General features: G+C 65.1%; 13 protein-coding genes. 8 read left to right on the plus strand and 5 right to left on the minus strand.

Annotation, left to right across the window (positions count from 1 at the left end; genetic code table 11):
* Nucleotides 1-14: 14 nt before the first annotated feature.
* Together ilvD and H290_RS0104270 are read right to left on the minus strand one after the other, a co-directional pair.
* Entirely contained in the window at nt 15-1,862 is a 1,848-nt protein-coding gene (gene ilvD, locus H290_RS0104265) for a dihydroxy-acid dehydratase (RefSeq protein ID WP_020105530.1), read from the minus strand.
* A 104-nt stretch (nt 1,863-1,966) separates the two neighbouring features.
* Nucleotides 1,967-2,404 (minus strand): PH domain-containing protein, encoded by a 438-nt coding sequence (locus H290_RS0104270; RefSeq protein ID WP_231373500.1) that lies wholly within the window; start codon nt 2,402-2,404, stop codon nt 1,967-1,969.
* 325 nt (nt 2,405-2,729) lie between these two features.
* Between H290_RS0104270 and H290_RS0104275 the strand changes: the two genes are divergently transcribed.
* The 3 genes from H290_RS0104275 (at nt 2,730) to ilvC (ending at nt 6,262) form a co-directional block, all read left to right on the plus strand.
* Nucleotides 2,730-4,676: an acetolactate synthase large subunit gene (locus H290_RS0104275; protein WP_028462764.1), complete on the plus strand. Its 1,947-nt coding sequence runs from the start codon at nt 2,730-2,732 to the stop codon at nt 4,674-4,676.
* A complete protein-coding gene (gene ilvN, locus H290_RS0104280; protein WP_020105533.1) occupies nt 4,673-5,176 on the plus strand; it encodes an acetolactate synthase small subunit in 504 nt (167 codons plus the stop codon). Before H290_RS0104275 ends, ilvN begins: the two co-directional genes overlap by 4 nt.
* Before the next feature lie 84 nt (nt 5,177-5,260).
* Nucleotides 5,261-6,262, plus strand: coding sequence for a ketol-acid reductoisomerase (ilvC, locus tag H290_RS0104285; protein ID WP_196809505.1), 1,002 nt, complete (start codon nt 5,261-5,263; stop codon nt 6,260-6,262).
* Between the two features lie 63 nt (nt 6,263-6,325).
* Here ilvC and H290_RS0104290 read toward each other — a convergent pair whose 3' ends face one another.
* Together H290_RS0104290 and H290_RS0104295 are read right to left on the minus strand one after the other, a co-directional pair.
* A complete protein-coding gene (locus tag H290_RS0104290; protein WP_020105535.1) occupies nt 6,326-7,018 on the minus strand; it encodes a hypothetical protein in 693 nt (230 codons plus the stop codon).
* Between the two features lie 87 nt (nt 7,019-7,105).
* On the minus strand, nt 7,106-7,768 hold the full coding sequence (locus H290_RS0104295) for a hypothetical protein (protein ID WP_028462766.1): 663 nt from the start codon (nt 7,766-7,768) through the stop codon (nt 7,106-7,108).
* A gap of 269 nt (nt 7,769-8,037) precedes the next feature.
* Here H290_RS0104295 and serA point away from each other — a divergent pair, with 269 nt between their 5' ends.
* Together serA and H290_RS0104305 are read left to right on the plus strand one after the other, a co-directional pair.
* Nucleotides 8,038-9,633, plus strand: a complete 1,596-nt coding sequence (serA, locus tag H290_RS0104300) for a phosphoglycerate dehydrogenase (protein ID WP_028462767.1) — start codon at nt 8,038-8,040, stop codon at nt 9,631-9,633.
* Complete coding sequence (locus tag H290_RS0104305) at nt 9,630-10,643, plus strand: 3-isopropylmalate dehydrogenase (protein ID WP_020105538.1); 1,014 nt, start codon at nt 9,630-9,632, stop codon at nt 10,641-10,643. Before serA ends, H290_RS0104305 begins: the two co-directional genes overlap by 4 nt.
* 104 nt (nt 10,644-10,747) lie before the next feature.
* Here the strand turns inward: H290_RS0104305 and H290_RS0104310 are convergent, their stop codons facing one another.
* Nucleotides 10,748-11,956, minus strand: coding sequence for an MFS transporter (locus H290_RS0104310; RefSeq protein ID WP_020105539.1), 1,209 nt, complete (start codon nt 11,954-11,956; stop codon nt 10,748-10,750).
* Between the two features lie 158 nt (nt 11,957-12,114).
* Here H290_RS0104310 and H290_RS0104315 point away from each other — a divergent pair, with 158 nt between their 5' ends.
* Genes H290_RS0104315 through gltX form a run of 3 tightly spaced genes read left to right on the plus strand, consistent with a single transcriptional unit; the run spans nt 12,115 to nt 15,239 of the window.
* Entirely contained in the window at nt 12,115-12,888 is a 774-nt protein-coding gene (locus tag H290_RS0104315) for a fumarylacetoacetate hydrolase family protein (protein ID WP_028462768.1), read from the plus strand.
* Nucleotides 12,888-13,718, plus strand: a complete 831-nt coding sequence (locus H290_RS0104320) for an alpha/beta fold hydrolase (protein WP_020105541.1) — start codon at nt 12,888-12,890, stop codon at nt 13,716-13,718. Before H290_RS0104315 ends, H290_RS0104320 begins: the two co-directional genes overlap by 1 nt.
* 48 nt (nt 13,719-13,766) lie before the next feature.
* On the plus strand, nt 13,767-15,239 hold the full coding sequence (gene gltX, locus H290_RS0104325; RefSeq protein WP_028462769.1) for a glutamate--tRNA ligase: 1,473 nt from the start codon (nt 13,767-13,769) through the stop codon (nt 15,237-15,239).
* The last annotated feature ends 100 nt before the right edge of the window (nt 15,240-15,339 follow it).

Genomic DNA, 15,339 nt, shown 5'->3' on the forward strand with positions numbered 1-15,339 from the left:
TGTAAGGGCCGGGGTCAGTCGACCTTGCGGACCGCGCCCTTGTCGGCCGATGTGGCGAGTTTGGCGTAGGCACGCAGCGCGGTGGTGACGCGGCGTTCACGGATCTCACGTGGCTGCCAGGGCCGCTCGGAGGCCTCGATCTTGGCGCGGCGCATCGCCAGGGTCTCGTCGTCGACGAGGACCTCGAGCTTGCGGGTCTTGACGTCGATGAGGATCTGATCACCGTCTTCGATGAGACCGATCACACCACCGGAGGCCGCCTCGGGTGAGATGTGCCCGATCGACAGACCCGACGAACCACCGGAGAACCGGCCGTCGGTGATCAGGGCGCATTTCTTGCCCATGCCGGTGCCCTTCATGAAGGCCGTCGGATGGAGCATTTCCTGCATTCCGGGTCCACCGGCGGGACCCTCGTAGCGGACCACCAGCACCTCTCCGGCCTGGATGGTCTTGCTCAGGATCACCTGCACCGCCGCTTCCTGTGACTCGACAACACGTGCCGGACCCTGGAAATGCCAGAGATCCTCGTCGATGCCGGCGGTCTTGAGGACGGCACCGTCCTCGGCGAGGTTGCCCTTGAGAACGCAGAGGCCACCCTCGACGGTGTAGGCGTGCTCGAGGTCGCGGATGCAGCCGCCGGCCGCATCGGTGTCGAGTGTGCTCCACCGGTTGGCCGTCGAGAAGGGCGTGGTGGTGCGGACGCCACCGGGGGCGGCGTGGAACAGCTCGAACGCTTCGTCGATGGCCTTGCCTCCGCGGATGTCCCAGTCGTCGAGGAAGGTGCCGATGGTGGGGGAGTGAACGGTGCTCGCGGTGTCGTCGATGAGTCCGGCGCGACGCAATTCGCCCAGGATCGCGGCGATTCCGCCGGCCCGGTGCACATCCTCCATGTGGTAATCGGAGTTGGGCGAGACCTTCGACAGGCAGGGAACCTTACGGCTGATCTCGTCGATGACATCGAGATCGAAGTCGTCGACCTCACCTTCCTGCGCGGCGGCCAGCACGTGCAGCACGGTGTTCGTGGAGCCGCCCATGGCGACGTCGAGGGCCATGGCATTGCGGAATGCGGTGGGGGTGGCCACATTTCGTGGCAACACCGACTCGTCTTCTTCGTGGTAGTACCGCATGGCGGCCTCGACGACGACGGTGCCGGCGCGGGTGAACAGGGCGTGCCGCGCCTCGTGGGTGGCCAGGGTCGAGCCGTTGCCGGGCAGTGCCAGACCCAGAGCTTCGGTGAGGCAGTTCATCGAGTTGGCGGTGAACATGCCCGAGCACGATCCGCACGTCGGGCAGGCCGCGAGTTCGACCTCACGCAGCGCATCTTCGTCGACGGCGTCGTTGGCGGAGGCGGAGATGGAGGTGATCAGATCCGACGACGGGTGAACGGTGTCGCCGACGACGACGGCCTTGCCGGCCTCCATCGGGCCACCGGAGACGAACACGGTCGGGATGTTCAGGCGCATCGCGGCGTTGAGCATTCCCGGAGTGATCTTGTCGCAGTTCGAGATACAGACCAGCGCGTCCGCGGTGTGGGCGTTGACCATGTATTCGACGGAGTCGGCGATGATCTCGCGGCTCGGCAGGGAGTACAGCATGCCGTCGTGACCCATGGCGATACCGTCGTCGACGGCGATGGTGTGGAACTCGCGAGGCACGCCGCCGGCAGCGCGGACCGCGGCGGCGACGATCTCGCCGACGTCCTTGAGGTGGACGTGGCCGGGGACGAACTGTGTGTACGAATTGGCAATGGCGACAATCGGTTTACCGAAGTCGTCATCGGTCATACCGGTGGCGCGCCAGAGTGAGCGTGCGCCCGAGGCGTTGCGTCCGATGGTGGTGGTTCGTGACCTCAACTGCGGCATGACTATTGGTTCCTCGACTGTCGACCAGTTCCGACCGGGGCTGCGGTGCGGAGAGTTGCGCGGCTCACGCTACTCCGCTACGCGGCGCTGTTTCAAAACGGTGATCAGGAGGTCTTCTCGTCGGAGCTGCTCCCGGCCGTCGCGTCCTGAGCTGCGTACGGGTCGGGGATTCGCCCCTTGCTGGCGGCAGACAGACGCGGGAGGTCCCGGAAGCTGATCGCGGGGAGCTTCAGCGTCGAATCGTCTCGGAGCACCGCCCGGACCGCGCCCCAGCGCGGAAACTGGATTCCGGAGATCTGGTCCCAGGTCGCGCTGCGCCGTCCGCGCAATGTCTGTGTGGTGAGCCCGTCCTCGGTGACGATGGTGCGCAGGCGATGGACCCACACTCCCGCGAGAACCGGTACGAAAAGCGTCCAGCCCAGGTAGGGCAGTGAAACCCCGGCAAGTACGAGTGCGGAAACCGCCATCATGAAGACGGCGAAATAAGAGATGGGATGGATGCGGAACACCGCGGGCAACTCGATTGCTTCTGGCTCAGACACGCCTATATTGTTCCATCCCGCAAGAGTGGCCTGTGACAGTCCGGTGCGCCAAGGCTTCGTGACCTGCGGATTGAGCCGACGATCCCATGATGTGGGATCGGTGGGGGACGAGTTTGACTCTGTGAACCCACAGTTCTAGCCTCGTTAATTGTGATGCAAAAACAGATTCTCGTACTCGGCCGGCGCGTCTTCGCCTGACCGGGTACTCGAAGTACTCACAAAGCATCGACGCGCCACCCTCGCACAGCACCGCTGTCGGGGGTTTTTTGTTGTCCACCGACGTTGCGCCCCTTCGGGTCGCACGTCTGAGTAGAGGGAAGGTGCAGTGAGCGCACCAACAGCACGCACCCAGCAGGGGCCAGGCCCCCGCGGAACGGGATCGCGCAACACGGGCAATGGCGCCCCGGCCGTACCGGCGCCGCAGCAGCGGCGCACGGTCGCGCCCGAGCGTGTCAGCGGGGCGCAGGCAGTAGTGCGCTCACTCGAAGAACTCGGCGTGACGTCGGTATTCGGTATTCCCGGCGGAGCCGTCCTCCCTGTCTATGACCCGCTCTTCGACTCCAAGCAGGTTCGCCACATCCTCGTTCGCCACGAGCAGGGTGCCGGTCACGCCGCCACCGGGTACGCACAGGCCACCGGCCGCGTGGGTGTCTGCATCGCGACCTCGGGTCCCGGCGCCACCAACCTGGTGACCCCGCTCGCCGACGCCCAGATGGATTCTGTTCCGGTGGTTGCGATCACCGGACAGGTCGGCCGGGCGCTGATCGGTACCGACGCGTTCCAGGAAGCCGACATCTCCGGCATCACCATGCCGATCACGAAGCACAACTTCCTGGTCAAAAATGGTGCGGAGATCGCCAAGGTGATGGCCGAGGCCTTCTACATCGCCGAAAGCGGTCGTCCGGGCGCCGTCCTGGTCGACATCCCCAAGGACATCCTGCAGGCGCAGACCACGTTCTCGTGGCCCCCGCAGATCGACCTGCCCGGCTACCGTCCGGTGACCAAGCCGCACGGCAAGCAGGTTCGGGAGGCCGCGCGGATGATCGCCGCGGCTACGTCGCCGGTTCTGTACGTCGGCGGCGGTGTCATCAAGGCCAACGCATCGGCCGAATTGCTCGAACTCGCAGAACTGACCGGCGTTCCAGTGGTCACCACCCTCATGGCCCGCGGCGCTTTCCCAGACAGCCACAAGCAGCACCTGGGAATGCCCGGAATGCACGGCACCGTCGCGGCGGTTGCCGGTTTGCAGCGAAGCGATCTGCTGATCACCCTCGGCGCTCGCTTCGATGACCGTGTCACCGGCATGCTCGATTCGTTCGCGCCGGACGCCAAGGTGATCCACGCCGACATCGACCCGGCTGAGATCGGCAAGAACCGTCACGCGGACGTTCCCATCGTGGGCGACTGCAAGGCGGTCATCACCGAACTGATCGAGGCGGTGCGCGACGAGCGTGCGACCACGGCCGATGCCCCGGATCTGAGCACCTGGTGGTCGTACCTCGACGGCATTCGCCGCACGTACCCACTGAGCTATGACCGCCCGTCGGATGGCGCCATGTCTCCCGAGTTCGTGATCTCGGCGATCGGCAAGACCGCCGGACCCGACGCGATCTACTGCGCCGGCGTCGGTCAGCACCAGATGTGGGCCGCACAGTTCATCTCGTACGAGAACCCGCGGACCTGGCTCAACTCCGGTGGTCTGGGCACGATGGGCTACGCAGTGCCCGCAGCCATGGGCGCCAAGCAGGGTATGCCCGACTCCGAGGTGTGGGCCATCGACGGCGACGGCTGTTTCCAGATGACCAATCAGGAACTCGCGACGTGTGCCATCGAAGGCATCCCCATCAAGGTGGCCGTGATCAACAACGGCAACCTGGGCATGGTCCGGCAGTGGCAGACACTGTTCTACGACGAGCGGTACTCCAACACCAATCTGTCGACGCACAATGCGGATCCGTCGCAGCGCATCCCGGACTTCGTCAAACTGGCGGATGCCCTCGGTTGTGTCGGACTCCGTTGTGAGCGTGAGGAAGACGTCGACGCCGTGCTGGCGGAGGCCCGCGCGATCAACGACCGGCCGGTCGTCATCGACTTCATCGTCGGTGCCGACGCGCAGGTGTGGCCGATGGTCGCTGCCGGTACCGGCAATGACCAGATCATGGCGGCCCGGGGCATTCGTCCGCTGTTCGACGACGACGAAGCCGCATCCACCCATCCCGATGAGATCCATCAGGCGATGACCCGCAGCGTCGAGAAGGGCGAGCAGAAGTGACCACCCACCACACGCTCAGCGTGCTTGTCGAAGACCGTCCCGGCGTTCTCGCCCGGGTGGCGTCACTGTTCTCCCGGCGGGGATTCAACATCGAGTCGCTGGCCGTCGGTGCCACCGAACTCAAGGGCATCTCGCGGATGACCATCATGGTCTCCGTCGAGGACTTCCCCCTCGAACAGGTGACGAAGCAGCTCAACAAGCTGATCAACGTCATCAAGATCGTCGAGCAGGACCCCGACACCTCGGTGGCCCGCGAGCTCCTGATGGTCAAGGTGCGCGCCGACGCATCCGCCCGCGGAGAGGTCATCGAAGTGGTGAACCTGTTCCGCGCCAAGGTTATCGACGTCTCACCCGACTCGATCACCGTCGAGGCGACGGGTACGCAAGACAAGCTCGACGCGCTGTTGAAGATGCTCGATCCGTACGGCATCAGGGAGATCGCCCAATCGGGCATCGTCGCCCTGGGCCGTGGCCCCAAGAGCATGTCCGCGGCTCGCTGACACAATCAAGGCAAAACAGAACTGATCCCTGGCCAATGAGGGCCGGGAGATTCACCAAAGAAGGGAAGTCAAGTGGCAGTCGAGATGTTCTACGACGACGATGCCGACCTGTCGATCATCCAGGGCCGCAAGGTTGCGGTCATCGGATACGGCAGCCAGGGTCACGCGCACTCACTGAGCCTGCGCGACTCGGGCGTCGAGGTCCGCATCGGCCTCAAAGAAGGCTCGAAGTCTCGCGCCAAGGCTGAGGAAGCCGGCCTGACCGTCGGTACGCCGGCCGAGGTTTCGGCATGGGCCGACGTGATCATGGTGCTCGCACCGGACACCGCTCAGGCAAGCATCTTCACCGATGACATCGAGCCCAACCTCAAGGATGGCGACGCGCTGTTCTTCGGTCACGGCCTGAACATCCACTTCGACCTGATCAAGGCCCCGGAGTTCGTCACCGTCGGCATGGTTGCACCGAAGGGCCCCGGTCACCTGGTGCGTCGTCAGTTCGTCGACGGCAAGGGTGTCCCCGCGCTCATCGCGATCGATCAGGATCCCAAGGGTGAGGGACAGGCTCTGGCGCTGTCCTACGCCAAGGGCATCGGTGGCACCCGCGCGGGCGTCATCAAGACCACCTTCAAGGAAGAGACCGAGACGGACCTCTTCGGCGAGCAGGCCGTGCTCTGCGGCGGCACCGAAGAACTCGTCAAGATCGGCTTCGAGGTCATGGTCGAGGCCGGCTATGCACCCGAGATGGCGTACTTCGAGGTTCTGCACGAGCTCAAGCTCATCGTCGACCTCATGTACGAGGGTGGCATCGCCCGCATGAACTACTCGGTGTCCGACACCGCTGAGTTCGGCGGTTACGTGTCGGGCCCGCGGGTCATCGACTCGGGTACCAAAGAGCGCATGCAGGGCATCCTCAAGGACATCCAGGACGGCACTTTCGTCAAGCGCCTGGTTGCCAACGTCGAGGGTGGCAACAAGGAGCTCGAAGGCCTGCGCAAGCAGAACGCCGAGCACCCGATCGAGGTCACCGGCCAGAAGCTGCGCGACCTGATGAGCTGGGTTGATCGCCCGATCACCGAAACCGCCTGATACTCAAGCGACTTCATAGAAAGGCCCCGGACCGTTGGTCCGGGGCCTTTTTGTCGCGTGGGGTCAGGCCAGGCGATAGCCGGTGACGCCCCGGCGCTGGAGATCCTGCATCACCGGGCCGATGTTGGTGCCCTTCTCCGGACCGAGGCACGCGATCTCGAAGTAGGCGTTGACCATGCCGATGAGGCGGTCGCCGACCACCACCGGGCTGCCGGAGTCACCTTCGATGACGCACATCTGGGTGATGTGCACCTCGTGGCCCGAGATCCAGACGATCCCGCAGGTGTGGCCGGAGGTCCGGCCGTCCTTGCACGCGATGTCGGGGAATTGCGGGGGAGTCACCTGGACCGACCGGATCGTGACTCCGCCAACCGTCCTCAGTGGTCGCACGGCGGAACGGTCGAACCGGATCAGCGCGTAGTCGAGGTCGCTGTTGACCTGATCGATGACGCCCACCGGTCCGCGTAGCGGCCACAACTCGGACAGGACCGTCGACCCGGCGTCACCGCAGTGCCCGGCGGTGAGGCCGATGAGTTCACCGCGCTGGTCGTAACCGATGGTGGTGAGGGTGCACAGTGCGGCCGAACCGTCGGTTTGCAGGATCGCGATGCCGGAACCGCCGCCGAGCGGGGCCATCCCGGTAGTCGCCGAAGCCGGAGATGTCACACCGGTCAGCGTCAAAATGGCGGCCGCAGCCATGATCAGCAGGCCTTTGCCGACGGTTGAATGGTGCAGGCGGATACGTGATCGGATCACTCATGACTCGTTTCTCGGCACCCCGACGGGCCGCAGGTGCCTCGACCGTAGCCGAGGTCAGCGCGGTGTGAGTGCGATACGAGCGGGTCAGGCCACCTTGAATCCGGCGACCCCGCGCAGAGGCAGGTCGTCGAGGATCGGCTTGATGTTGGTGCCCGTCTCGGGGCCGATACAGCCGACGTAGTAATAGGCGTTCACCATGCCGATGAGGCGATCACCGACGACCACGGGGCTGCCCGAATCGCCTTCCAGGACACAAATCTGGCTGATGTGCTCGACACCGTCCGCGAACCAGGTGACACCACAGGTGTTCCCGGTGGTGCGGCCCTCCTTGCACGCGATGTCGGGGAAGGCGGGGGGCGTGGTCTGTACGGTCCGGATGGTCACGTTGCCGACCGTGCGGGTGGCGGCGACCTTCGACGAATCGAACGCGATGATCGCGTAGTCGAGTTTGTGGTTGGAGAACGTGATCCGGCCCAGGACACCGCGATTCTGGAACTCCTCGGACGCGACCCGTTGTCCGCCTTCACCGCAGTGTCCCGCGGTCAAGCCGTAGAGGGTGCCGGTGTTGTCGGTGCCGATGGTGGTCAGCGTGCACGCCGACGCGCTGTTGCCGCCATTGAGGATCAGGATTCCCGAGCCGCCGCCCAAGGCCACTTTCGCCGGAGCCGCGACCGCCGTCCCGCCCCCTGTGACCAGCAGTGCAGCAGATGCCAGCGCCACGCAGGCGACAAGCAATTTCTTCAACATCTGATCCCCAATCATCGTTCATGGTGCAACCCGGTGAATCTCCCCCGACGCCGGAATGCCCTAAGTGGAAGATAGTCGTAATCGATCTCACAGGCGGCATTTCCCTGGTGACAGGACCGACGGATCCGATTCGTGCAGGTCCGCGCGGGTTCCTCGGATATACCCGGGAACAGTTCGCTGTGGGCGGCAACTAAGCTGATCGCTGGAGTTGCCACTTTCGCTGGCTCCCGGTAAGCGCCGGGCGCTACCCGACCCCAGGAGAATTCACTGTGAGCCCCACCGGCCGCCCAGTCGTCTTGATCGCCGACAAACTGGCACAGTCCACGGTTGCCGCCCTCGGCGAAGATGTCGAGGTGCGCTGGGTCGATGGCCCCGACCGCCCGAAGTTGCTCGAGGCAGTCAAGGATGCCGACGCCATTCTCGTGCGTTCGGCCACCCAGGTCGATGCCGAGGTCCTTGCCGCCGGCCCGAACCTGAAGATCATCGCCCGCGCCGGCGTCGGACTCGACAATGTCGATGTCCCGGCCGCCACCGGGCGGGGTGTGATGGTCGTCAACGCGCCCACCTCGAATATCCACACCGCCGCAGAGCATGCGGTCAGCCTGCTGCTGTCTGCCGCTCGTCAGATCCCGGCCGCCGACGCCACCCTGCGTGAGCACGAATGGAAGCGTTCGAAGTTCAACGGCGTCGAGATCTTCGGCAAGACCGTCGGTGTGGTCGGCCTCGGCCGGATCGGACAGCTGTTCGCGCAGCGTCTGGCCGCCTTCGAGACCCACATCATCGCGTACGACCCCTACGTCTCCCCGGCTCGCGCCGCACAGCTCGGTATCGAGCTGGTGACCCTCGACGAACTGCTCGAGCGCGCCGACATGTTCTCGGTGCACCTGCCCAAAACCCCGGAGACCCTCGGTCTCATCGGTGCCGAGCAGCTGGCCCGCACCAAGAAGGGCGTCATCGTCGTCAACGCCGCTCGCGGTGGACTGATCGATGAGCAGGCCCTGGCCGATGCCATCAAGTCCGGCCACGTCTTCGGCGCCGGCCTCGATGTCTACGCCACCGAGCCGTGCACCGACTCGCCGCTGTTCGACCTCCCGCAGGTTGTCGTGACCCCGCACCTGGGTGCCTCGACCTCGGAGGCCCAGGATCGCGCCGGTACCGACGTCGCGAAGAGCGTGCGACTGGCACTGGCCGGCCACTTCGTCCCCGATGCCGTGAACATCACCGGTGGCGCAGTCGACGACGAGGTCGCGCCGTGGCTCGAACTGACCCGCAAGCTCGGTGTCCTCGTGGGCGCCCTGTCGGGTCAGGTTCCGGCGAACCTCAGCGTCGACGTCCGCGGTGAGATCGCCGCCCGCACCGTCGACGTCCTCGGACTGTCCGCGTTGCGTGGTCTGTTCTCCGCGGTCATCGAGGATCCGGTCACCTTCGTGAACGCACCCGCGCTGGCCGCCGAGCGGGGTGTCACCTCCGAAGTGACCACCGCTCCGGAGAGCCCGAACCACCGCAACCTGGTGGACCTGCGTGCGGTATTCGGCGACGGCACAGTCCTCAACGTCGGCGGCACCCTGTCGGGTCCGGCCGAGGTCGAGAAGATCGTCAACATCAACGGCCGCAACTTCGACCTGCGTGCCGAGGGCCTGAATCTTGTTGTCTCCTATGGAGATCAGCCCGGGTCGCTGGGTAAGATCGGCACCCTGCTCGGCAACGCCAGCATCGACATCCAGGCCGCCGGACTGTCTCAGGACGCCGAGGGTAGCGGCGCGACGATCCTGCTGCGGGTGAGTCAGCAGATTCCCGAGGCCGTGCTCGCGGCCATCGGCGAGGCCGTCGACGCCACCCTGATCAAGCAGGTCGATCTGTCATGAAGCTCGCTGTAATCCCAGGCGACGGAATCGGTCCCGAGGTTGTCGGCGAAGCGCTGGCCGTCCTGGAACAGGTGCTGCCGGGTGTCGAGCCCACGCACTTCGATCTCGGTGCCCAGCGGTACCACCGCACCGGTGAACTGCTGACCGACGAGGATCTGACCGCCATTCGCGGCCACGACGCGATCCTGCTGGGTGCGATCGGCGATCCGTCGGTCACCCCGGGCATCCTCGAGCGCGGGTTGCTGCTGAAGATGCGCTTTGCACTCGATCACCACGTGAACCTGCGGCCGAGCAAGCTGTACCCGGGCGTCATCTCGCCGTTGGCCGGTAACCCGGACATCGACTTCGTGGTGGTCCGTGAAGGCACGGAAGGCCCGTACACCGGCAATGGCGGTGCCATCCGCGTCGGAACCCCCAACGAGGTCGCCACCGAGGTCAGCGTCAACACGCGCTTCGGTATCGAACGTGTTGTCCGCGATGCCTTCAAACGTGCGCAGGCTCGTCGGGGGCACTTGACGCTGATCCACAAGACGAACGTCCTGACGTTTGCCGGTTCGATGTGGAAGCGCACCGTCGATGAGGTCGCGGTCGAGTACCCCGAGATCACCGTCGATTACAACCACATCGATGCGGCGACCATCTATATGGTCACCGACCCGGGTCGATACGACGTCATCGTCACCGACAACCTGTTCGGCGACATCATCACCGACATCGCCGGCGCTGTCAGCGGTGGAATCGGCCTGGCGGCATCGGGCAACATCGATGCCACCGGTACCAATCCGTCGATGTTCGAGCCGGTCCACGGAAGTGCACCCGACATCGCCGGTCAGGGGATCGCCGATCCCACGGCCGCGATCCTGTCCGTGGAACTCCTGCTGCGTCATCTCGGCCACGAGACCGAGGCCGACCGGGTCTCGCAGGCCGTTGCCGCGGATCTGGTGAGTCGCGGAAAACTTCCGGTCAACACCAAAGAGATCGGAACCCGGATCCGGGCCGCCCTGGTCTGACGCCTACCCCAGAATTCGCTCCGCTTCCCCTGCGTCCGCTCCTGTTGCAACAGGAGCAGACGCCGGGAAGCGGAGCGAATTGCGTTGTGGGGTGACCGCCCGGGTCAGGGCGCCGGCGCCACGGCCAACGCCTTGCGTTCTTCGTCCGGAGGGACCAGGCCGATCGCCGCGGCCGGGGCAGCGGCGGCGATGAGGAAGGCGGCCGGATAGCCGAAGGCTCCGATCGCCATGCCGAACAACGGTGTGGACGTGGCCATCCAGAGGTACTGCCCGGTGTTCTGGACCGCCAGCGTGCGGCCGCTCCACCCCGGCCCGGAGAACTCGGCGATGGCGGTGAACGCCAATCCGTTGTCGGCCACCGTGATCACGCTCGCGGTCACCATGACCACCGCCGCGGTGGGGCTGTTGCACCAGTCGGTGAAGGCCAGCAGACCCACCGATGCGGTGGCACCGATCGCGATCAACCGGATCGGTTTGGTCCGTGAGCCCCAGACATCCGACCAACGGCCGGCGCCGATCCGGCCGGCGGCACCGAGGATCTGACTGACGGTCACCAGCACGCCTGCCGTCAGCGGAGACCAGTTGTGCTCCACGATCAGCCAGGCGGGCACGAAGGTCCAGAGCATGCTCTGCGGGACCGCGAGCAGAATGCTCACGCCGTGCACACGCGGCAGGAACTGGCTTCCGCGATAGGGATTCGACGCTGCGTGTGCCCCGGAAGCCGAGGACGACGGCCTCGGTGGGTCTGCCACGACAACCAGGACGACCACGGTGGCGATCACCGTCACGATCAGCGGTACCGCCAGACCGGCGCCGACGCCGAATTCGCGGGACAGGACCGGGATGGTCAGTGCGCTGACGCCGATGCCCAGTGGCTGGGCTGTCTGCCGGACACCCATTGCGGTGCCGCGTTTCTCAGGTGGGAACCATCCGACGACGATGCGGCCTCCGGCTCCGTTGGTGGCCGCCGAGGTCACGCCACCCACCAGCAACGCCAGGCCCAGAACGGACGTCGGTGCATCCCACATATTGGCCAGGCACGCCGTTGTCATCGCGGCGATGGTGAGGGTCAGCGACAGCAGCAGGATCCGGCGTTCGCCGAACCGGTCGAGCGCGATGCCCCAGACGTAGGTCGACAGCAGCAGGCCGAATATCGGTGCGGCGGCGAGAGTTGACGCCTCGGTCAGCGACATGCCTTCGGAGCGGTGCAGTTCGGGGATGAGGAAGGCGACTCCGCTGACAACGCAGGTGGTTGCCATGGCGGACAACAGGGAGGCCGCGAGCATCGCCCAGCGGCGGGCTTCGGTGGGCATTACTGAACCTCCTCGGTGGTTTCAACGGGTCCGGTGTCGTGATTCCATTCCGTGTCTCATTATGTGAAACGGAATGCCCATATACTAAAACAATGGTGGAGTCGGGCCAAGCCGACTCCCGGCTGTTGGGATATGCCGGGTGCGATAGTGTGGCGGCCATGCGACTAGGTCGAATTGCCAGCCCTGACGGGGTTGCTTTTGTCAGTATCGAGGGCGACGGCGACGCCGCCACGGCGCGAGAAATCGCCGAACATCCCTTTGGGACACCCACCTTCACCGGCCGTAGTTGGCCGCTGGCAGACACCAGATTGCTGGCGCCGATCCTGGCCAGCAAGGTCATCTGCATCGGCAAGAACTACGCCGCTCATGCGCAAGAGATGGGGTCTGAGGCGCCGGAGAATCCGGTGATCTTCATCAAGCCGAACACGTCGATCATCGGTCCCCAGGTGCCGATCCTGCGTCCGAAGTCGTCGGACCGCGTGGACTACGAGGGTGAACTCGCGGTCGTGATCGGACAACCCTGCCGCGACGTCAAGGCTGCTGCGGCGAAAGGCGTCATCCTCGGTTACACGATCGGCAACGACGTCACCGCCCGCGATCAGCAGGCGGCCGACGGACAGTGGACCCGTGGCAAGGGCCACGACACGTTCTGTCCGCTCGGGCCGTGGATCGAAACCGAACTCGACCCCGCTGATCTCGAGATCCGCACCGAACTCAACGGTGAGGTCAAGCAGCGCAGTCGCACGAGCCTGATGCTGCACGACATCGGCGAGATCGTGGAATGGATCAGCGCCGTGATGACGCTGCTGCCCGGCGACGTGATCCTCACCGGCACGCCCGAAGGCATCGGACCGATGGCCGCCGGCGACACCGTGAGCGTCACCATCGAAGGCCTTGGCACGTTGACCAATCCGGTCGCCGATAGGCGGTAGTGGTGCGTCCTTCGCCGAAAACAGCTCAGGTCAACGGGATTTCGCTCAGCTATGAAGATTCCGGATCTGGTCCACTGGTGGTGATGGTGATGGGCAGCGGCAGCCCGGGCCGGGTCTGGAAAGCCCATCAGCAACCCGCTCTGGTCAAGGCGGGCTATCGCGTCGTCACCTTCGACAATCGTGGAATCGCCCCGTCGAGTGAATGTCCCGAGGGGTTCACCATCGCCGACATGGTCGCCGACACCGCCGCGCTGATCGAGTTTCTCGGTGGTGAACCGGCAGCAGTGATCGGAACCTCGCTCGGTGCCAAGGTCACTCAGGAACTGGCGTTGGCCCGGCCCGATGTCGTCCGGTGTGCCGTCATGATCGCGACGTACGGACGTAGTGGGCCGCTGCAGAAGTGGATCTCCGAGGGAGAACGGCAGATCTACGACCAGAAGATCACGTTGCCGCCGCACTATCAGGCGGCAATCACCGCCCACCTCAATCTGTCTCGTCACACACTCGACAACGACACCTCGGTGCGCGATTGGCTCGATGTCATCGAGTTCTCCGGACAGACGATGACACCGGGTATGCGGGCGCAACTCGCTCTGCACGACGGTGAAGGTGATCGGCTGGCGGCATACGCCGGGATCACCCGGCCGTCTCTGGTGATCGGATTTGCCGACGATCGTTCGTTGCCACCACATCTGGCTCGTGAGGTCGCCGACGCGATACCCGGTGCGCGGTACGAAGAAGTCGCCAAGGCCGGCCATTACGGCTACCTGGAGCAGCCCGCTGAGGTCAATGCCCTCCTGGTCGAGTTCCTGGCGCAGCAGAGCGCCTGAAGGTGCGGGGGTGAGCGCGGCACTGTTACCCCCGCGTAATCTGGCCGCATGAGTGAATCGCAGGTCCGCGTCCGTTTTTGTCCATCTCCGACCGGCACGCCACATGTCGGGTTGGTGCGTACCGCGTTGTTCAACTACGCCTACGCCCGGCACCACGGTGGCGCGTTCGTGTTCCGGATCGAGGACACCGACGCCGCCCGTGACTCGGAGGAGTCGTACGCGGCGATTCTCGACGCGCTGCGCTGGCTCGGCCTGAACTGGGACGAGGGCCCGGAGGTAGGTGGCCCGCACGAGCCGTATCGCCAGTCGCAGCGCAAGCCGTTGCATCTCGATGCGGTCGCCAAGCTCCTCGACGCCGGCGAGGCGTACGAGGCGTTCTCGACCGCTGACGAGGTCGAGGCCCGGCACAAGGCGGCCGGCCGCGACCCCAAGCTCGGCTACGACAACTTCGACCGCAACCTGACCGAAGAGCAGAAGCAGGCTTTCCGTGACGAGGGTCGTCCGGCCGTCGTCCGGCTGAAGATGCCCGACCGCGACATCTCGTGGGACGACCTGGTTCGTGGCACCACCACCATCCCGGCCGGGACCACGCCCGACTTCGCACTCACGCGTGGCAACGGAGATCCGTTGTACACCTTGGTCAATCCGGTCGACGACGCGTTGATGGAGATCACCCACGTCCTGCGTGGTGAAGATCTGCTGTCGTCGACGCCGCGTCAGATCGCGCTCTACGAAGCGCTGGCCCGTGTCGGAATCGCCAAGGGGACACCGAAATTCGGCCATCTCCCGTTTGTGATGGGGGAGGGCAACAAGAAGCTGTCGAAGCGTGATCCGCAGTCGAGCCTGTTCCACCACCGCGACCGTGGGTTCATCCCCGAAGGTCTGCTGAACTACCTGGCGCTGCTGGGATGGGGCATCGCCGACGATCACGACATCTTCACGCTCGACGAGATGATCGCGGCTTTCGACATCTCAAAGGTGAACTCGAATCCCGCGCGGTTCGATCAGAAGAAAGCGGACTCGATCAACGCCGAGCACCTGCGCCGGCTCACCCCGGAAGACTTCGCCGGACGCCTGCGGGGGTACCTCGTCCACGGCGGCCTGCTGAGCGAACCGATTGACGATGCCCAGTGGGCGATTGTCGCCGATCTGGTTCAGACCCGCATCCAGGTTCTCGGGGACGCGTGGGGACTCATCGCATTCCTCTACGTGTCGGACGACGATTTCAGCATCGACGAGGCGGCCGCCCGTAAGAACCTCGGAGCCGATTCGGCGCCCGTTCTCGACGCGACCATCGAAGCGCTGTCGGCATTGCCTCAGTGGACGACTGAGGCCATTGAAAGCGCGCTCAAGGAAGCGTTGGTGGAGCGGCTCGAACTCAAACCGCGCAAGGCGTTCGGTCCGGTTCGGGTGGCGGTGACGGGGTCGCACATCAGCCCGCCGCTGTTCGAGTCGCTGGAGCTCCTCGGGGCCCAGCGGAGCCTGGACCGCCTGCGGGCCGCACGCGCGACAATCGCATAAAAAAGTCCCTCTGACCTGGCGATTACAGGTTCGGGCGCAGGGTTTGATAATCTCTTTCTCGGCGCTTTTCCAGCAGCCACAAGCCGCTGGAAGAGCACCG

Source organism: Nocardia sp. 348MFTsu5.1, assembly GCF_000383535.1.
Taxonomy (GTDB): Bacteria; Actinomycetota; Actinomycetes; order Mycobacteriales; family Mycobacteriaceae; genus Williamsia; species Williamsia faeni.